This window comes from Cutibacterium porci, assembly GCF_009696315.1.
Taxonomy (GTDB): domain Bacteria; phylum Actinomycetota; class Actinomycetes; order Propionibacteriales; family Propionibacteriaceae; genus Cutibacterium; species Cutibacterium porci.
Window position 1 is genome coordinate 106,224 of sequence record NZ_VUMG01000003.1, and the last position, 19,312, is coordinate 125,535.

General features: G+C 61.0%; 16 protein-coding genes, 1 pseudogene and 1 riboswitch. Of the genes and pseudogenes, 5 read left to right on the forward strand and 12 right to left on the reverse strand.

The window, feature by feature from the left end:
• Positions 1 to 153: 153 nt before the first annotated feature.
• From FYJ43_RS07930 to FYJ43_RS07940, 3 genes are all read left to right on the forward strand, one after another.
• Positions 154 to 1,005: a formyltetrahydrofolate deformylase gene (locus FYJ43_RS07930; RefSeq protein ID WP_154563760.1), complete on the forward strand. Its 852-nt coding sequence runs from the start codon at positions 154 to 156 to the stop codon at positions 1,003 to 1,005.
• Between the two features lie 179 nt (positions 1,006 to 1,184).
• Positions 1,185 to 2,168: a malate dehydrogenase gene (locus FYJ43_RS07935; protein ID WP_154563762.1), complete on the forward strand. Its 984-nt coding sequence runs from the start codon at positions 1,185 to 1,187 to the stop codon at positions 2,166 to 2,168.
• Between the two features lie 427 nt (positions 2,169 to 2,595).
• Positions 2,596 to 3,939: an aldehyde dehydrogenase EutE gene (locus FYJ43_RS07940; RefSeq protein WP_154563764.1), complete on the forward strand. Its 1,344-nt coding sequence runs from the start codon at positions 2,596 to 2,598 to the stop codon at positions 3,937 to 3,939.
• Positions 3,940 to 4,154: 215 nt separating this feature from the next.
• Here FYJ43_RS07940 and FYJ43_RS12435 read toward each other — a convergent pair whose 3' ends face one another.
• From FYJ43_RS12435 to FYJ43_RS07955, 3 genes and pseudogenes are all read right to left on the reverse strand, one after another.
• Positions 4,155 to 4,487 (reverse strand): DUF3017 domain-containing protein, encoded by a 333-nt coding sequence (locus FYJ43_RS12435; RefSeq protein WP_154563766.1) that lies wholly within the window; start codon positions 4,485 to 4,487, stop codon positions 4,155 to 4,157.
• Positions 4,484 to 5,347, reverse strand: a complete 864-nt coding sequence (locus tag FYJ43_RS07950) for a bifunctional methylenetetrahydrofolate dehydrogenase/methenyltetrahydrofolate cyclohydrolase (protein ID WP_154563768.1) — start codon at positions 5,345 to 5,347, stop codon at positions 4,484 to 4,486. Before FYJ43_RS07950 ends, FYJ43_RS12435 begins: the two co-directional genes overlap by 4 nt.
• A 19-nt stretch (positions 5,348 to 5,366) precedes the next feature.
• Positions 5,367 to 6,319: pseudogene (locus FYJ43_RS07955) on the reverse strand (hypothetical protein); the annotation flags it as partial.
• A gap of 100 nt (positions 6,320 to 6,419) precedes the next feature.
• On the opposite strand from FYJ43_RS07955, the gene FYJ43_RS07960 reads away from it, so the two are divergent.
• Together FYJ43_RS07960 and FYJ43_RS12055 are read left to right on the forward strand one after the other, a co-directional pair.
• On the forward strand, positions 6,420 to 8,894 hold the full coding sequence (locus FYJ43_RS07960; protein WP_154563770.1) for an alkaline phosphatase family protein: 2,475 nt from the start codon (positions 6,420 to 6,422) through the stop codon (positions 8,892 to 8,894).
• A 307-nt stretch (positions 8,895 to 9,201) separates the two neighbouring features.
• Positions 9,202 to 9,522 carry a hypothetical protein gene (locus FYJ43_RS12055; RefSeq protein WP_195839963.1) on the forward strand — a complete coding sequence of 107 codons (321 nt, stop codon included), beginning with the start codon at positions 9,202 to 9,204 and terminating at the stop codon, positions 9,520 to 9,522.
• A 103-nt stretch (positions 9,523 to 9,625) separates the two neighbouring features.
• On the opposite strand, the gene purH is transcribed toward FYJ43_RS12055, so the two are convergent.
• The 9 genes from purH to sucC all read right to left on the reverse strand — a co-directional run bounded on the left by purH (position 9,626) and on the right by sucC (position 19,299).
• Entirely contained in the window at positions 9,626 to 11,176 is a 1,551-nt protein-coding gene (gene purH / locus FYJ43_RS07970; RefSeq protein ID WP_326833479.1) for a bifunctional phosphoribosylaminoimidazolecarboxamide formyltransferase/IMP cyclohydrolase, read from the reverse strand.
• A complete protein-coding gene (purN, locus tag FYJ43_RS07975; protein ID WP_326833480.1) occupies positions 11,173 to 11,790 on the reverse strand; it encodes a phosphoribosylglycinamide formyltransferase in 618 nt (205 codons plus the stop codon). Before purN ends, purH begins: the two co-directional genes overlap by 4 nt.
• Positions 11,791 to 11,799: 9 nt before the next feature.
• Positions 11,800 to 12,315: a 6,7-dimethyl-8-ribityllumazine synthase gene (gene ribH / locus FYJ43_RS07980; protein ID WP_154563776.1), complete on the reverse strand. Its 516-nt coding sequence runs from the start codon at positions 12,313 to 12,315 to the stop codon at positions 11,800 to 11,802.
• Positions 12,312 to 13,619 (reverse strand): 3,4-dihydroxy-2-butanone-4-phosphate synthase, encoded by a 1,308-nt coding sequence (gene ribB, locus FYJ43_RS07985; protein WP_154563778.1) that lies wholly within the window; start codon positions 13,617 to 13,619, stop codon positions 12,312 to 12,314. Before ribB ends, ribH begins: the two co-directional genes overlap by 4 nt.
• A complete protein-coding gene (locus tag FYJ43_RS07990; RefSeq protein WP_154563780.1) occupies positions 13,613 to 14,212 on the reverse strand; it encodes a riboflavin synthase in 600 nt (199 codons plus the stop codon). Before FYJ43_RS07990 ends, ribB begins: the two co-directional genes overlap by 7 nt.
• Positions 14,213 to 14,219: 7 nt before the next feature.
• Positions 14,220 to 15,215, reverse strand: coding sequence for a bifunctional diaminohydroxyphosphoribosylaminopyrimidine deaminase/5-amino-6-(5-phosphoribosylamino)uracil reductase RibD (ribD, locus tag FYJ43_RS07995; protein WP_154563782.1), 996 nt, complete (start codon positions 15,213 to 15,215; stop codon positions 14,220 to 14,222).
• 74 nt (positions 15,216 to 15,289) lie between these two features.
• A riboswitch (FMN riboswitch) is annotated at positions 15,290 to 15,424 on the reverse strand.
• Between the two features lie 61 nt (positions 15,425 to 15,485).
• Complete coding sequence (locus FYJ43_RS08000; RefSeq protein ID WP_154563784.1) at positions 15,486 to 16,985, reverse strand: cell division protein PerM; 1,500 nt, start codon at positions 16,983 to 16,985, stop codon at positions 15,486 to 15,488.
• Positions 16,986 to 17,226: 241 nt separating this feature from the next.
• Entirely contained in the window at positions 17,227 to 18,120 is an 894-nt protein-coding gene (gene sucD / locus FYJ43_RS08005) for a succinate--CoA ligase subunit alpha (protein WP_154563786.1), read from the reverse strand.
• Between the two features lie 3 nt (positions 18,121 to 18,123).
• Complete coding sequence (gene sucC, locus FYJ43_RS08010; RefSeq protein ID WP_326833549.1) at positions 18,124 to 19,299, reverse strand: ADP-forming succinate--CoA ligase subunit beta; 1,176 nt, start codon at positions 19,297 to 19,299, stop codon at positions 18,124 to 18,126.
• Between the last annotated feature and the right edge of the window lie 13 nt (positions 19,300 to 19,312).

Consider the following 19,312-nt stretch of genomic DNA (forward strand, 5'->3'; position numbering starts at 1 on the left):
GGCAGGGCCTCTAGCGGCACTTCATGCTCAGAATAGTGGAGACTGTGGACATCTCTGACGCGCCGAAAGGGAACACCGCACAACACTGGATTACCATGATCCAGCTCGCGAGACCTCACACCTGGTGCGACGAGCTCGACTACCGTACCGGTCATGCTGGAATCCCATGAGCTCGTCGTCACCTGGACTAGCCCAGATCGCCCTGGACTTGTCCATGCCGTTACCGGGGCGTGCGCCCGGGTGGGCGGAAACCTCACAGAGTGTCAGCAATTCACCAGCACCGATACCGGAAACTTCTTCATCCGGTTGCAGGTCGAGTCAGCGAGCAGCCGCGCCGAGCTGGAATCCGCCCTCAGAGAGCTTGCCGGAAAATACCACGCAACCTTCTGCGTCGACGAGCTGGGGCGTCCCGTCCGCACCCTCATCTTGGCCTCTAAAGCACCCCACTGCCTTTCTCACCTGCTGTTTAACCGCGATGCTGGCCGTCTGCCGATCGACGTCGTCCAGGTCATGGCGAATCATCCTGACCTCGCTGATTTAGCCGCCTTTTATAAGGTCCCGTTCCAGTGGCAGAGAGTCGACCGGGAATCTAAAGCCTCCTTCGAGCAGGAGGTGTTACGAACCGTCAGCAATCTCGACGTCGAGCTCGTCGTATTGGCCCGCTATATGCAGATTCTTTCTCCCGAATTATGCGAACGCCTTTCAGGTCGGTGCATCAACATTCACCATTCATTTCTCCCCGGATTCAAGGGCGCCAACCCGTATCGTCAGGCCCATTCCCGCGGGGTCAAGCTCATCGGCGCGACGGCCCACTTCGTCACCGTCGACCTTGATGAGGGCCCCATCATCGAACAGCGAGTGCAACGAGTCACCCATTCTCAAACAGTGGCTCAACTCACCGCTGTTGGCCAGGACACCGAGTCCGCAACCCTTAACGAGGCCGTCCGACTGTTCGCAGAACACCGCACGTTCCTCGACGGAATGCGCACCGTCATCTTGCAGTAGCGATCCCACGACGCCCCACGCGGCCCGCTGATCCCACACTGAGTGGGCGCCCAACCTACCCAACTTATATAGGTGACGTACTTCTTGATACGAATGAGTCCCCCAGCCAACTTCGCGCCGTCACCGCGAGTAGGCTTCGCAATAGCCAAGTGTCATCGAGGACTTTCAAGGAGAGATCCATGACCCAGACCCCAGTCAAGATTGCTGTCACCGGAGCTGCCGGCCAGATTTGTTACAGCCTGCTGTTCCGCATTGCCTCCGGATCGCTGCTCGGAGACACTCCCATCGAGCTTCGTCTTCTCGAGATCACCCCGGCCCTCAAGGCCCTCGAGGGCGTCGTCATGGAGCTTGACGACTGCGCCTTCGGGAACCTCGTGAATATCGAGATCGGCGACGATCCGAAGAAGGTCTTCGACGGCGTCAATGCCGCCTTCCTCGTCGGCGCTATGCCCCGCAAGGCAGGTATGGAGCGTTCCGACCTGTTGACCAAGAACGGTGCCATCTTCACCGCCCAGGGCAAGGCCCTCAACGACGTTGCTGCCGATGACGTCCGCGTTCTCGTCACGGGCAACCCCGCCAACACCAACGCCCTCATCGCCGCTACCAACGCGGTCGACATCCCGAACGATCACTTCGCCTCTCTGACGCGCCTGGATCACAACCGCGCCAAGACGCAGCTTGCCCGCAAGACAGGTAAGACCGTCAACGACGTGCGCCACATGACCATCTGGGGCAACCACTCCTCGACCCAGTACCCCGACGTGTTCCACGCCGAGGTCGCTGGCCAGAAAGCCGCCGATCTGGTGGACGAGGCGTGGATCAAGGACGACTTCATCCCGACCGTCGCAAAGCGTGGTGCCGCCATTATCGACGCCCGCGGTGCATCGTCGGCTGCTTCTGCTGCTAACGCCACCGTCGAGTGCATGCGCGACTGGATGGGCACCACCCCCGAGGGTGACTGGGTGTCCATGGCGATCCCGTCTGATGGCTCCTACGGAGTACCCGAGGGCCTCTTCTACTCGTTCCCGGTGACCATCACCGACGGCAAAGTTGAGATTGTCCAGGGCCTCGAGATCGACGACTTCTCGCGCACCATGATGGATGCTTCTGCCAAGGAGCTCACTGGCGAGCGTGACGCCGTCAAGGAGCTCGGCCTCATCTGATCGACCTGAAATCACAACGGGCCCGGAGACGTCGTCTTCGGGCCCGTTGTGTGCGTCGTGGCGTGAAAAATCGGTGTGCGCGACCGATTACCGACCGTCGAGAGAGATGCACCACACCTGTGCACGAATGTGCACTCCACTATGCATCCAACGTCGTCAGTAATGATGCTTATCACCCTGATATAAGGCGGTTTGCAGCTCCTTTTCCCCTCCTGGTCCACAGTGGCAAAGGCCACACTTGAGACTCCCGCAGAAATGCGCATTAGTGCACGCTCAGGCATGCCTCAACTGCACTTCGGACCCGTTCTGGTTTTTGCTCTGGACGAACGATTGTGGCCATTCCTATGGTCGATGCATCAGGTGTCCTGAAGTCCACCGCAAGGAGGCGGATCTCCCCAGGACTCCACACCCGAAGGAGCCAGCAGCTATGACCACCACCGCAGTCCCTCCCACCAGCACCCAGCTTGCTGGAGTATTCACTGACGTCGACGCCGCAGTAGCCGCCGCCCGCGAGGCCTTCGTCGCCTTCTCTGATTGCTCCTTGGCGCAGCGTCGCACCTTCATCAAGGCCGTACGCGAATCAGCCAGCCAGCAGGAGCGTCTGGAATACATGGCCACCGCTGCCGTCGAGGAAACTGGGATGGGTAACGCCCACCACAAGGTCCTCAAGAATCTCTATGCGGCAACCCGCACCCCCGGGGTTGAGGACCTCGTCATGGAGGCGCGCCAAGGTGACGACGGCTTAACCACCCTCGAATACGCCCCCTACGGAGTCATCGGCGCCATCACTCCGACGACGAACCCCACTGAGACGATCCTCTGCAACACCGTCGGCATGTTGTCTGCCGGTAACACCGTTGTCTTCAGCCCTCACCCGCGAGCCCGTCGCCTCAGCGCATGGCTGGTCGACGTACTCAATCGCGCGATGATCGAGGCGGGAGCTCCTGAGAACCTCATCACTCTCATCGCCGAGCCGACCCCAGCAACTACCACGGCTCTCATCAATCACCCCGACATCACGATGCTCGTCGCGACCGGCGGCCCGCAGATCGTCAACATGGTGTTGTCGAGCGGCAAGAAGGCCATCGGCGCCGGGTCAGGCAACCCACCTGTCGTCGTCGACGAGACCGCTGACATTGCGAAGGCCGCCAGTGACATCGTCCAGGGGGCTAGCTTCGATAACAACCTGCCGTGCACCGCAGAGAAGGAAATTATCGTCGTCGCCGATGTGCTGCCCCAGCTCATGACAGCTATGACGGCCAATGGCGCACAGATCGTCAGTGATCCCGACGAACTCGCCACGCTGCGTTCGTTGCTACTCGATCCTTCTGGTACGCGACCGAATACCGCATGGGTTGGCCAAGATGCCCAGAAGATCCTGCGCGCTGCCGGAATTGAGCCTAACCAAGACGCTCGCTTGGTGACGATGGTTACTGACCCGTCTGACCCGTTCGTGCAGGTGGAGATGCTGATGCCTGTGGTGCCGGTGGTGCCCGTCACCGATTACCTCACCGCGATTGACTTGGCCGTCGAGTTGGAGCACGGCAACCGTCACACCGCGATCATGCACTCTAAAGATGTGTCACGGTTGGATCTCATGGCCCGGCGTATCCAGACGACAATCTTCGTCAAGAATGGGCCATCTTTCGCCGGTATTGGCATTAACGGGGAGGGGTTCGCCACCTTCACCATCGCGGGCCCCACCGGTGAGGGACTGACGTCGCCCCGCAGCTTCGCCCGTCGGAGGCGTTGCGTCTTGGACGCACATTGACACTGTGTCTTGGACGCACATTGACACTGCGTCTTGGACGCACATTGACACTGCGTCTTGGACGCACATTGACACTGCGTGGACGCACATTGACAGCGTGTTGTAACGCTGCCGCTGGAGCACCTGCGCCATGCCTCGCCGCTATCTTGAGCGTAGCTGAGGCATGGCGCAGATTCGTCGTCGCGGGCAGATTCGTTGTAGCGGGCGGGTCTGCGTCACCGTGTGAGAATAACGACGACCATTACTGTCCCTAACCCTAAGAGGAGCGCCGAATCGGCCCATCGTCCCCGAACCGCTAGCAGTCCGGCCAATTGGTCGGGTAACACTGCCCGCAACACCCCTGCCATGAGCACTGACGCCGCGAAGACCATCGCGCCACGACGCCAGTGCCCAATGCCCATGATGACGGCCGAGGCAGCAACGCCGACCAAACAGACAGCGAGCGCCCACCACGATTGGAGATGCTCCTGCGATTGAGCGCAACGCTCGCTTCGCCGGGCGTGTCGAGTGGCGGTGCTGGCGGGTAGGCCGGCGGCATGGCCCGTCATGACAGATCCGCAGCGAGTTGCTCAGCTCGGTCTACCACATTGGACAGCAGCATGGCGCGAGTCATCGGGCCGACGCCACCGGGGTTCGGCGAGACCCACGCGGCCTTTTCCCACACATCGGCAGTGAAGTCACCCTGGATCTTGCCCTCGGCAGACCGTGACACACCGACGTCGACAAGAACCGCGCCGTCACGAATCATGCTGGCATCAATCAGCCCCGCAGACCCAGCAGCACCGATGATGATGTCGGCCTGGCGGGTGTGATCAGCAAGATCACGAGTACCAGTGTGGCAAAGGGTAACAGTGCAATTCTCAGAACGGCGGGTCAGCAGCAGTCCTAGCGGTCGTCCCACCGTCGTGCCACGTCCGACCACGCACACGTTGGCACCCTGCAGCTCGATGCCGTGGCGGACCAGCAACTCGACAATGCCGCGCGGGGTACACGGAAGTGGGGCCGGCTCGTTAAGGACAAGTCGCCCCAACGATGCTGGCGTCAAACCGTCGGCGTCCTTATCGGGATCGATCAGGTTCAATGCCCAGTTGGTGTCAATATGGCTGGGCAGCGGCAGCTGAACAATGTAACCGGTGCAATGCGGGTTGGCATTGAGTCCGCGAATTTCCTGGGCAAGGTCATCCTCGGTGACATCAGCAGGCAGGTCAACACGGATCGATTCAATGCCCACTTGCGCACAGTCGCGATGCTTGCCAGCGACGTACTGGTGCGATGCCGGGTCGTCCCCGACGAGCACGGTCCCTAGCCCCGGCACAACGCCTTTATCGCGCAGGGCTGTTACCCGTTCGGCTAGCTCGGACTTGATCGCGGCAGCCGTTGCCTTGCCGTCGAGTTTCTGGGCGGTCATGGATCCTCCTTGTGTCACACCTCAACAAGTCACTATCTTTCCACGACAGCGCCATTGCCTCGACCAACTTTGAGTGACATCAATAACCCGGTCTATCGTCGCCTCATCCATCACAGGAGGCAGACTGACGAGATCTTCGGGCCAGTCGACGTCGAGATGCTGTGGCCGATCCCAGTGCAGTGGCCCAACCACACCGACCTTTCGTAACTGGTCTGCTAGCCCGTCAGCGCCCGGGTGGGAAAGCACCGTCGCGCAGCAGGCCGTCGGATTGACGACCGTCATGGTTCCCAAGCCCTCCAGGAGGGCATCGCGGGTGTGTTGCACCCGGCGTGCAAACTCAGCACGGTCAAAAGTGGCAAACTCAGCGCACGCGTCGTCGTCGGGCGGAACGGGAGCCCAGCAGTCGTCGGCCAAATCCTCGACTACTTCGAAGGTGTCGAGGCCACGACGCTTCAAAAAACGTCGACGAGCCGCCGTAACGCGCACGTCTGTGTCGCTTCGGTTGCCTACAAGGTATGAAAGGTCCTCGTCTGCACGCACCCACGCCACCTCAGCTAATGGCAGGAGCTTGCGAGTGCTGGTGACCTCTATATCAGCAGGGGTCCGCGAGGGTCCTAGAAAAGAATGAGTGCGATCGACGACGACTGGCACTGCGTCGTGACGGGCCTGCTGAAGTACCTCAACGAGTTCTGCGCCTGGTTGAATTCCGAATGTCTCGCAGGCCAACACTGCCGGACGCTCACCTCGACGCCGACACACCGCCAAGGCATCAGCGACAGTGCTCGCGTCAAGCTGGAAGTCATCGCCAACCGACAGCCTATGTACCCGATATCCCTCTAACTGCCAGGGGGTTATCATTGTCTGGCACGAAAACCAGGGCACCAACAAACTATTCGATCGATTACCGCTAATACCGTCGTCTCGAAGCCATCTCGCGGTCACCGCCAAAGCCTGCCGCCCCAGCGCTGTCATCGTCGTTACTGTCACACCATCACCACACATTCACCAGCAATTCGCATACTGTTTACCAGCTACTCCCCCAGCCTCCGACTGCCATCGGTAGACCGGTGCCATGCACATATCGCATCCTCGCCTTACCCGTTTGGTGAGCGCGTCCGTTGCCGCAGGCATGGCTGCTTTTGGGTTCGCCGCACCCATCGCAAGCCATGCTCAGCCCAACAGCAAGCCCACCCCCGGCACCTCTCAGACCGCGCAGAAGCACACCACCATCAGCTCCGTAGCCAGCGGCAAGATCAAGCACGTCTGGCTCATCATTTTGGAAAACAAGTCCTACGACGCGACGTTCTCCGGACTCAACCAGAACTCTTACCTGTGGAAGGAACTGCCACAGCAGGGCGCTCTGCTCCCCCACTACTTCGGCACCGGGCACTACTCCCAGGACAATTACACCTCTATGGTCTCTGGTCAGTCCGCTGAGATGGACCTCCAATCTGACTGTGACGTCGCCAACACCAACTTCGGCTCGAACTCGTCTATCATCGACCGCCACAGTGGCACGCAGTTCGGTCGTGACGACAACTACGGCCAGGTACTCTCCCTCGCCGGCCCGAATGCTCAAGACGGCAAGAACGGTTGCACCTACCCCAAGGACGTTCCCACCCTGTTTAACCAGCTCGATGCCGCTGGCGTGACGTGGAAGGGATACGCCCAGGACTTGCGCAACCATCCCGGGCGTGAGGATGGTCTGGCCGGTTCGCCGGGCACTTTGGACAACACCCCGGACAACAACCCCAAAGCTATGAAGCCGACCGAGCAGGACAAGGCGAAGGGCATCACCTCCTTCACTGGGGCTCAGCCTGATGACCAATACGTCGCCAAGCATTTCCCCTTCCCCTGGTTCCACTCAATTATCGGTAACGACGGTACTGGCAAGGACTCCTTGACCACACCAGCTGACGGTGGCACCCCGTCAGACTCTAAGCACATCGCGAACGCCGACGACCCGTCGCACGGACTTCTCGCTGATTTAGCTAAGCCCGCCAATCAGGTGCCGGCATTCAACTGGATCACACCAAACAACTGCTCCGACGCCCATGACGCCACGTGTAAGGGCAATAATCTGTCCGGCCTGTTCGACGCCGACGGCAAGCCCGACTACTCCAAGCCATTAACCACCCCGCCGAAGAACCACACCGGTGGTCTCTATGCCGCTGACCTGTGGTTGCGCTACTACATCCCGCTCATTGAAAAATCGGCAGCTTTCAAGGATGGCGGACTCATCGACATCACCTTTGACGAGGCCAACCCACCATTCGCCGACATGTCGTTCAATAATGCGACCGACGACTCCGATGTGTCGAACGACGCTCGCAAGGACGAGCTGTACACCTACTCTCCGCAGACCATTAAGGATCTCGACGAGGGGTACAAGAAGTACGCGGCTAATACCTTCCCGAAGCCGTCGAAAATGTCGAAGAATTACATTAACGCTGATCTCGCTGGCCAAAACATTAACGGCCAGAACGTCGACTGGGAGCCAACTGGCCCGAACTCAACCCTAGATACCGACGAGCATGGCAACCAGCTATTCCCTGGGCCGGGCAATAATAGCTTCATTACCCGCCCGCCTTCGTGCGAGCAGGACACCGATCTGGTCAACGCCGACAAATCCAACTGCGTGCATGGTGCTAAGAACACCGGTGCCGAATGGGGATACTCCAAGGCCAAGACCATCGACGTCACCAACACCGCTGGCACCTCAACGCTGACCGGCAAGGTCACCGTCACCGATCTCGGCCGCAAAGTCACCGGAGACGGCATCCCCCAGGGCGCCTACGTCGGTAAAGTTGCTAATCACGGGCCGAACATGGTCGCTGATCCGAAGGATTCGGCGACGAATTCCTCCTTTGTCATCGTCGATGCCAATGACAAGCCCCTCAACACCACCGCTGACGTCACCTCAGTGACCTTGTCGGCGACTGGAGTGCCCGGTCACCTAGCCAGTGATCAATCCCCGTTGGCTACCTTCAACGCTCACGACGCCACCCCAGGAGGCGGAGCCACCGGTTCGGTTCTCATCTCCCCGTATATCAAGCCGGGAACCGTCTCAAACACCTACTACAACCACTTCTCGTGGCTACGCACCATGGAGGACCTCTTCGAGGTCTCCAAGGGTAAGGACACCCGTCAGCTTGAAGCTGGCACGGTATCTACCGGGCTCGATGGACAAGGACACCTTGGCTTCGCAGCCCAGGCAGGTCTAGGGACCTTCGGAACCGATGTGCTTAACAACCTTCCGGCTGACTCGGCTCCCTCGACCGCCCCAAGCACACCAGCGTCGTCGGCCCCATCCGCGACGCCACCCGCGACCACACCGACTCCGCACAAGACTCCCTCCAGCAGCGCTACTGCACCCGCCACGACCACCACGAGCTCTGCCCCTGGTCACGGCGGATCGCACCCGAACCTGCCGCGTACTGGCAGTGACGGGGTGTCCGACCCTGCTGCCACGGAGTCAGGCGCTGCTGGTCTTATCCTCGTCGGAGGCGCTGTGGCAACCTGGGCCATCCGTCGCAACCGCTGCTGAGAGGTAGGCAATGACTATTCGTCTCGCACCCGCCTCGGGTATTCGCAGGGTTGCCGTCGTCGGCCTGTGCGCTGGGATTGCCCTTGTCTCAGGATGCTCGGCATCCTCCCAAGGCGCCGCCTCAGCCACGCCATCGTCCTCGGCCAGCGGTGGCAACCCAGCTGAGCAACTGGCTGCCCAACCGATGCCCTCCTGGTTGCCCTCACAGAGCGCGCCGGGTGTCGCCGTCGGAACCCTCCAGAAGCCGGCATTGTCCTACCAAGGGGTCAACGTCAAGATGAACCTTGATCGCGGCAATTCTGTGATGATGACCGTTACCGGTCCGACGGCTCCTGCCGGGACCAAGGTCGGCGCAAAAGAAGCAGATCTCACCTGGACGGTGACAATCTCTGAGGCGACTGGGACGATCCCGTTATCGGTCAAGCAGTTCAACGTCCAAGACGAAGCCGGTGAGTATCACTGGGCTCAGCCGGTGAAGGGATCCCCAATCCCAGCCACGATCAGCAAGGGTCAAACGGTGGCTTTCAAGATCCATACCGTCGCCTCTGCCGGCGAGGGCATGGTTCGATGGGCCCCTGACGGCACCCATGTCATCGGCTTGTGGGACTACATCGCTGAACTCGACTGACGTACATATTGCAGGGCCCCAGCTGTGAAAGGCTGGGGCCCTGCAATGCGCTTCATCCCGTCATCCTCTGCCGCTGACAGTGGGGTCTGTGGAAACGGTTCGTTCAGTGGAAGAAGTGCCTGGTACCGGTGAGGTAAAGGGCGACGCCAGCCTTGCGACACGCTTCAATGGTCTCGTCGTCACGGATCGAACCGCCTGGCTCAACGATCGCCTTGACGTTGGCGTCGAGGAGCACCTGAGGACCGTCAGCGAAGGGGAAGAAAGCGTCAGAGGCAGCCACTGATCCGGCAGCTCGGTCTCCAGCCCGCTCCACGGCCAGCCGACAGGAATCGACGCGGTTAACCTGCCCCATACCGACGCCGACCGAAGCACCATTGTGGGCCAATAGAATGGCGTTCGACTTCACCGAACGGCAGGCTTTCCACGCAAAGAGAAGATCGGCCAAGGTGGCTTCATCAACGGGCTCACCTGCGGCCAGAGTCCATTGGGCTGGGTCATCGCCCTCGGCCTGAAAGACGTCGGCCTCCATAGCCAGCACACCACCATCAATTTGGCGCAGCTCCCAACCGGCCACCTTCGGCGCCGGAGCCTCCAGCAAGCGGATGTTCTTCTTGCGAGACAGGATATCGACGGCGCCGTCCTCGTAACCGGGAGCGACGACAACCTCCGTGAAGATTTCGGCCACTTGTTCAGCCATTGCGACGCTGACCGGTCGGTTAGTGGCGATGACTCCGCCAAAAGCGCTAAGGGAGTCACAGGCGTGAGCCTTGCGATGGGCTTCAGCGATGTCACAACCGGTGGCAATTCCGCAGGGATTGGAATGCTTGATGACGGCGACGCACGGCTCAGCGAAGTCAAAAGCGGCACGACGAGCCGAGTTGGTGTCGACGTAGTTGTTGTAGCTCATAGCCTTGCCGTGGAGCTGACGAGCACCGGCGAGGCCCGGCTCCCCAGGGCTGCGGTACACGGCAGCGGCTTGGTGAGAGTTCTCGCCGTAACGCAACGGGTGGATGAGCTCGCCAGTCATCCCGACGAAGCTCGGCACTCCGTCAGCGCAAACGCCGTCGCGGGTGGCGAACCACGTGGCCACCGCGACGTCGTAGGACGCGGTGTGGGCGAAGGCATGGGCGGCTAGCACCCGACGCTCCTGGGCGGTATATCCGCCCTCAGACAGCGCCCGGACAAGGTCGTCGTATTGAGCCGGATTGGTCACAACAGCGACGCTGGCGTGGTTTTTAGCAGCCGCTCGCACCATGGAGGGGCCGCCGATGTCGATCTTCTCAATGCATTCATCGAAATCTCCCCCATCGGCCACCATCTCAGAGAAGGGGTACAGATTGCACACGACGAGGTCGAAGGGTTCCACCCCTAACTCGGCCAGCTGATCGCGATGGGATTCCAGCCGGCGATCGGCAAGAATCCCGGCATGCACCTTCGGGTGCAGGGTCTTGACGCGCCCGTCGAGGCACTCCGGGAACCCCGTGACCTCACTCACCTCTGTCACCGTCACCCCGTGAGAAGCCAGCTCTTTGGCTGTTGACCCCGTCGAGACCACCTCGACCTGAGCGTCGATGAGGGCCTTGGCTAGCTGGTCGAGACCAGACTTGTCGTAGACGGAGACGAGGGCGCGACGGATGGGTTGACGTTCGCTCACTGGGGATCCTTCCGGGACGATTCGATGCCTTTCCATGCCGGGCGAGTCCCGGCAAGCTCTGTAACAACCTCGACGAGCATCTCGCGTTCCTCCGCCTTGATGCGTTCGTGAAGGGACTCGACGGTGTCGTCTGTCAAGACGGGCACGGCCCGCTGGGCAAGGATTCGCCCGGTGTCGACTCCAGCGTCGACCATAAAAACAGTAGCCCCGGTAATTTTGACCCCGTATTCCAACGCATCTCGGGGACCGTGGATTCCGGGGAATGACGGCAGCAAGGCTGGGTGGGAGTTGATGGTGCAGCCTCCGAAGCGGTCCAGGAAGGATTGCCCAAGCAACTTCATGAATCCGGCGCAGACGACCAAGTCAGGATCATAACGGGCGACGTCGTCAGCAAGACGGGCATCCCACGCCGCGCGCACGGTGGTTTTTGCATCGCTGCGCGGCAGCGGCTCAACGAACGTATCGATACCTGCTGATTGGGCCCGTTGCAAGGCAGTAGCGCTGGGCTGGTCGGAACCGACGGCGACGATATCCACCTGCTCGGGCAGGTTGTCGATGAGAGACTGCAACAGGGTTCCGGTGCCCGAGACAAGAACGACGACGCGAAAGGTCACGGCCCTACCTTAGGCCCTCTGAGTCTGCTGTGGGGACGACGCAAGCACGGTGGACATGGCGGTGAGCGTCGCGATAGCTGCTTGAGCAGCCTCGTAGCCCTTGTCTTCGTGGGAACCCTTGAGCCCAGCACGGTCGAGGGCTTGGGCGTCGTCGTCACAGGTCAGAACACCGAAACCGATAGGCGTTTTGGTGCGTACCGCGACGTCGGTGATACCGCGGGTAGCGGCGTCACACACGTAATCGAAGTGCGGGGTTCCTCCCCGAATAACCACGCCAAGGGCCACGAGGGCGTCAAAGTGGTCGGCCAGGATCGAACAGGCCACCGGAAGTTCGAAGGAGCCTGGCACTCGGACGACGACGGGGTCGTTCACTGCGCAATCAGCCAGGCCGCGCAAAGCACCGTCGAGCAGTCCAGTCATGACTGCCTCGTGCCACTGTGACGCGATAACGGCAACCGTGAAGCCGCTGCCATCGAGGCCGGTGAGGGCAGGGGCAGCGGGGCCGAGGGTGGTCCGTGAACTCATGATTGGTCTCCTTGAGTGCTGAAGGCGGGGGTCACACCGTCATGGCTGAGAGGCTGTGTGGAAAATTCGTGAGGACTGTCTCGCAATGCCAACACATGTCCCATTCGGTCGCGTTTGGTGCGAAGGTACCGCTCGTCCTCAGGGCGAGCACGAGTTTCCAGCGGGGTCATCGTCACCTCAAGGCCTCCCTGACGCAGGGCCTCGATCTTGGCCGGGTTATTAGTCAGGAGCCGGATATTGGTAATGCCAACATCTGCCAGGATTGCCACGGCTGCCCCGTACTCGCGAGCATCGACAGGCAAGCCAAGGTGGGTTTGGGCGTCGACGGTATCCAAACCGCCATCTTGGGCACGATAAGCCGCAATTTTGTTGAGCAGACCAGTCGCGCGCCCCTCATGGCCACGCAACAAGATGATTGCCCCACCATGGCGGCAGACGTGCTGCTGGGCGGCGGCCAACTGATCGCCGCAGTCGCAGCGCAGCGATCCCAAAGCGTCTCCGGTAAGGCATTCTGAGTGCACTCTGACCCACGCGGGACCGCCGTCGTCAGCGTCGATACCATGTTCGCCTATCAGCAGCACATGCTCGGCTCCGGTGAGGTTGTCACGGTAACCGGTTATGGTAAATTGGCCATACTGAGTCGGTAAATGGGCACTGGCTAGAGCGGTTACTCGCTGCGGCGCGGTGGTCGGAGCGGGGTCATGGGCTCGACGCCACTGGGCAAGCTGGTCAATGGTGATGAAGGCTAAGCCGTCGGCGCGAGCCAGGTCAGCGATGGCGTCGGCTCGCAGGCACATGCCGTCATCTCCGACAAGTTCCCCGATAAGACCAACCGGCTCGAGCCCCGCCAATCGCGCCAAATCAACAGCGGCTTCGGTATGACCGCGCCTTTCTAGCACTCCCCCTCCTCTAGCGCGCAAAGGCAGCACGTGGCCCGGACGAACGAGATCTGCCGGTGTTGAGGAGGGGTCAGCAAGTACCCGAGCTGTTCGGGCACGCTGGGCAGCATCAATGCCCGTCGTGATGCCCTGGGCCGCGTCAACGGCGACGGTGTAGCGGGTACGTAGCGGATCTTGGCTAGCCGGCCACATGAGGGGCAGGCCGAGCTGGTCGGCCCTATCCTCGGTCATCGGTGCGCACAAATAGCCGGACGTATGGCGCACCATCCAACCAACCCAGTGCGCATCAGCCCGTTCTGCGGCCACAATGGCGTCGCCCTCATTCTCACGGTCAGCGTCGTCGGTCACGAGCACAGGTCGTCCGGCACGCAACTGGTCCAACGCTTCCTCGATAGTGTTCAGCATGAGCTCTCCTTGCATACCAGCATTTCCACATACTTTGCGATGACGTCGACCTCGACGTTGACCTCATCACGAGGGGCCAGCGCTCCCAGCACGGTTCCAGTGAGGGTTGCCGGGATGAGGCTCACCTCAAACCACTCGGGCCCTACCGCGCAGACCGTCAGTGATGTGCCGTTGAGCGCAATGGACCCTTTCTCAACGACGTAGCGCGACATCGAGGTGGGGATGGCGAATCGGAATACCTCCCAATGATCCCCAGGTGTGCGGGAGATGAGCGTGGCAACACCGTCGACATGGCCTTGAACAATGTGCCCGCCAAGTCGATCCCCAACGGAAACCGGGCGCTCCAAATTGACTCGGCTTCCCGCAACTAAGCGTCCCAGTGCGGTCCGATGAAGGGTTTCGGCCATGACGTCACAGCCGAAGGAGCCCTCATCGAGGTCGGTAACTGTCAGGCAGGTGCCATTGACGGCGATGGACGACCCAAGCTGAGCGTCCGAGCAGGCCAGTGGCCCCCGAATAGTGAGTCGGGCCGAGTCCTGTTCCTGCTCAATGGCGAGAACCTCGCCAATTTCCTCAATAATTCCAGTGAACATAGTTTCCTCACTCGTGGTGCGCGTGAATCTGGATGTCGGGACCTAGCTGGGCCACGTCGTCGATGACGAAGTGGTGCGCTTGAGACAAGGTGGTAACGGTGGGGTCCATGGCGGCCGCCGCGCCATCTCCCAACACCATGGGTGCTATGTAGGCGAGGACCTCATCGACCATGCCAGCAGCAAGAAAAGCCCCGGCCAGGTGTGCGCCGCCCTCGAGCCACACCCGATGGATACCGCGATGCCACAGCTGGTCAAGCACTTCCATGGGGTCATGGCTGCGAATGCACAGCGTTGGAGCCGAGCCGTCGCGCAGGTGGTAATCGGCAGGGAGGTCTCGCAGCCCCACGACGACTCGCAGTGGCTGGCGGGTTAGTCCGGGAAGGCGGACAGTGAGTCGCGGGTTGTCGGCCAGCGCGGTTCCGGTGCCGACGACGATTGCCCCGCATTGAGAACGACCAAGCTGCACCTGGTGTCGGGCTTGTTCCCCGGTAATCCACTGGCTGGTTCCGTCAGACGCGGCGCTACGTCCGTCCAGGCTTGCCGCATACTTCCAGCACACCCGGGGGCGCCGGTGAATTTGGCTGAAGGTCCAGTCGGCATTGAGCGCCGTGGCTTTCGTGCGAAGAACCCCGGTAACTACCTCAACCCCGTGGGCACGCAACCACTGTTCTCCCCCAGATGCCACAGGGTTCGGATCTGATTGGGCTATGACGACACGCGCGATCCCGGCGTCCAGTAGGGCATGGCTGCAAGGTCCGGTGCGCCCGGTGTGGTTGCAGGGTTCCAACGTGACGACAGCGGTGGCGCCCCTGGCCTCACTGCCAGCCTGGTGCAGTGCTTCCACTTCAGCGTGTGGTGTTCCTGCTCCGCGATGCCATCCCTGACCGACGACTCGCCCCTCGGCGATGATGACGCAACCGACGCGCGGGTTCGGATCCGGCCACGGTGAATGTGCCGCCATGGTCAAAGCGAGCGTCATGGCGTCGTCCCATCGCTGATCCATATGTCCTCCAGAGCCGTTGCGGCTCCGGGGTGCGCAAGGACGACGCACAGCGGCTGACGGGGACGTCAACCACGTGTCGTGCTACCTCCCATCCGGACTGTAACCGTCGGTACCGGAATTTCACCGGTTCAACCTCACCACCACAGAGGCGGCTCGGGTCGCGGACTATCACCGCCGGTTCGGACTTTCACCGACCCCGGAGCACGTGTGCTTGCAGACAAGTATGCACCCGCATGCCTGGGACCACCACACAAACGCGGACGATCCAGCTCAAGGCCGGCGAATGGTGTCCTCATCGTCGGGGGCGTCCTGGGCGCTCTGAATAGAGTCGTAGATGTCGTGACCGAGCGCCTCATCGTCCGTCGAATTTGCCGTATCGGAGGACGCTTCGTCCTGAATAGGTTCAGATTCTTGCCCAGCATCGGGTTTTTTCTCGACGCTCTGCTGACGTTTGTCTTGTTGTTTCTTGGCAGCGCGATTGCGGGCCTTTTCCTCGGCCTTGATGGCGCGTTTCTTCTGGCGCTCTTGACGACGCTCCGCGCGTACCTGACGCGACTCTTCAGACCTCAACCGCCGCGTCAAACCGATAGCGAAACCGCACAGCATTGTCACAAGGGTCAAAATTCCGACCGCGCAACCGGCAGTAGCCGGCATGATCGTGCCAACCTCGCTGAGTCGTCCATCTCCCAGGCTTCCCCTACTAAGTAGCCCTAAGACACCAACGACAACCCCTGATATCAGACCGGATAGGGCACCAAGTCCAGCCCCTATTTCAAATCCAGCCTCCGGTAGCGATTTCATGATGAGAACTCCGCCAATAATCGCCGCAATAACCGGTACAGCAAACCAGGCGCAGGCGGCTGGGTTCAATGGACCGTTAGACGGTAGCGCGCCAAGCACTGGCAGTGCCGGGACAATTCCGAGGTGGGTTCCCAACGGCGACACGAAGGTGCCAGTGCCGAAGGCAAAACCTGGGCCCATCATCCAAGCGGTACCCCATAGCGCCATAGTCGGTAGCCACGCCAATTGCACAAGAATGAGGCAGAATCCGCCCCAACCGGTGGCACCCATCTGATGATGCAGCTGAATAACTCGATCACCATGAATCAACAGCGCCACCGCCAACGCCGCTGATCCACCAGCCACGCATACGGCGACGGTTGACCCGACGGCGCTCGGCAATCCGCGGGCCCAACGAGGCAATCGGGAAAAAGGACTGATGTGAGCGCCGCGACACGCCCCGACAAACCCTGAACCTAGTCCGATGAGCAATGCCCCAACGACAGCGATCACCCAATGGGACGTCGCTGCGCCTGCCGCCATGATGATAGCCGCTACCACCTCAACCGTCGTGTGAAGGGCTACCACTTCGCCGACACGGCGCCCTGACGGTTTTTTGTGGTGCCGGTGCCATAGCACGCGGGCACCGTATCGGCAGGCTTCTTCACCGAGCAGCACGCTCACACACGTGAGTCCGAGCGGAATGAGGCCGATGTGCACCCCAATGATGTCAATGGGAACTCCATGGCCACTCAGCCACAGACTCGACGCGGTCGCCAAGATATTCGGGAACGAGCGCCCATCACTGGCCAGCCATTCCGGAACGATGATTCCGGCGAAGGCGAGCCATTGCACCAGAATCGCGACTGCCGCAGCTACGACGACGACAACTGGCCACGGCCATGGAACGCGCGGCTCGCGAGACTCGTCTACCTCGGAGGACTCGATGACGAACCTCGACGAGGTCGATGTCGAGCCTGATCTGACCATGTGGGAATCCTGTTCAGTTCGGGGAAGAAGGTCATGGGGAACCCTACCGTCCACCACTGACTAATTCAGATAACCACACCCGGGGTTGTGCAACGCAAGAGCCCGGCCTTTCACCGTGACGAGCGTGATACCGTCACCGACCCGTCCCTGTTTCACCGCGCAAGAAGGAAGAACCAGCCCTCATCAACGGCGTACCCGGCCCCCTGGAGAGCCGGGTACGTGGAACGAGTCGATTACAGCGTCACTTCTTGAGAGAGTCCATCGCCTCGTGAGCCAGCCGGGCAGTCTCGGTCGGGGTCTTGCCGACGCGGACGCCGACGGCCTCGAGAGCCTCCTTCTTGGCAGCTGCGGTGCCCGAGGAACCAGACACGATGGCACCAGCGTGACCCATCGTCTTGCCCTCGGGGGCCGTGAATCCGGCAACGTAAGCGACAACTGGCTTCGTGATGTGCTCGGAGATGTACCTGGCGGCGCGCTCCTCAGCGTCACCACCGATCTCGCCAATCATGACGATGATGTCGGTCTCCGGGTCATCCTGGAAGGCCTGGAGAGCATCAATGTGCGTGGTGCCGATGATCGGATCACCACCGATGCCAATTGCAGTCGAGATACCCAGGTCACGCACCTCGTACATGAGCTGGTAGGTCAGGGTGCCCGACTTCGACACGAGACCGACACGACCGGGACCAGTGATATCGGCCGGGATGATACCGGCGTTGGACTTGCCAGGGCTGATAATGCCCGGGCAGTTCGGGCCAATGATGCGGGTCTTGCCGGAGCGCTGGGCAGCGGTGAAGAACTCCGCGGTGTCCTTGACAGCGACGCCCTCGGTAATGCAGACAACCAGCGGGACCTCAGCCTCGATGGCCTCCATGACGGCCGACTTCGTGAACTTGGCCGGGACGAAAATCACCGACACATTAGCGCCAGTGGCCTCAACGGCCTCCTTGACGGTACCGAAAACCGGGACGGGGGTGCCACCGTTAAAAGACACTGTCGTGCCAGCCTTGCGCGGATTGACACCCCCGACGACGATGCTACCGGAATCGAGCATGCGCTGAGTGTGCTTCATGCCCTCCGAACCGGTCATGCCCTGGACGATGATCTTGGAGTTCTGGTCGAGAATGATCGCCATGAATCAGGCCTCCTTGGATGCGAGCTCGGCGGCCTTGCTGGCGGCCTCATCCATGGTCGGCACCATGGTCACGAGCGGATGGTTAAATTCCTCGAGAATCTTGCGGCCTTCAGCCACGGCATTGCCGTCCAAACGGACGACGAGCGGCTTGCTAGCCTTGTCGCCCAGCTTCTCGAGAGCGCCCTTAATACCAAGCGCCACCTGGTCACACGCGGTGATACCGCCGAAAACGTTGACGAACACGGAACGCACCTGCTCGTCACTCATGATGAGATCGAGACCGTTAGCCATAATCTCTGCCGATGCGCCACCGCCAATGTCCAGGAAGTTAGCGGGAGCTGGAGAACCTGGGAACTCCTCACCGGCGTAAGCCACGCAGTCGAGGGTGCTCATAACGAGACCGGCACCGTTTCCAATGACGCCAACGCTGCCGTCGAGCTTGACGTAGTTAAGACCAAGCTCACCAGCACGCAACTCGAGCGGGTCGGTGGTGGCACGGTCCACCAGTGCCGCGTGATCGGGCTGACGGAACGCAGCATTGTTATCGACAGTCATCTTGCCGTCGATAGCGAGGATGCGTCCGTCACCGGTCTTGACCATCGGGTTGACCTCGACGAGGGTGGCATCCTCATCGCGGTAGGTCTCCCACAGCTTAATAACGACCGGGACGATGGCGTCCTGCTCTCCTGCCGGGAATCCGGCTTGGGTCAAGATCTCGCGAGCCTTGGCATCGTCAATACCATCAATCGGATCAACCGCCACCTTCGCGAGGGCCTCGGGGCGCTCCTTGGCAAGGGTCTCAATGTCCATGCCACCCTCACGCGAGCACATCGCTAGGTAGCGGCGCTCCCCGCGGTCGAGCAGGATCGAGAAGTAATACTCCTCGGCGATATCAGCACCTTCAGCGATCATCACCTTGTGAACGGTGTGACCCTTGATGTCCATGCCCAGGATGGCTTTGGCATGCTCAGCCGCTTCCTGAGGCGACTTGGCGATCTTCACGCCGCCAGCCTTGCCACGGCCACCCACCTTGACCTGCGCCTTGACGGCGACGACAGGGGTACCTAACTTCGCTGCGGCCTCGGACGCCTGCTCGGGAGTCTCCGCGACGATGCCCCGGAGCACGGGGACGCCGTGCTTCTCGAACAGGTCGCGGGCTTGGTATTCGTACAGGTCCACAATCTCTCCACTC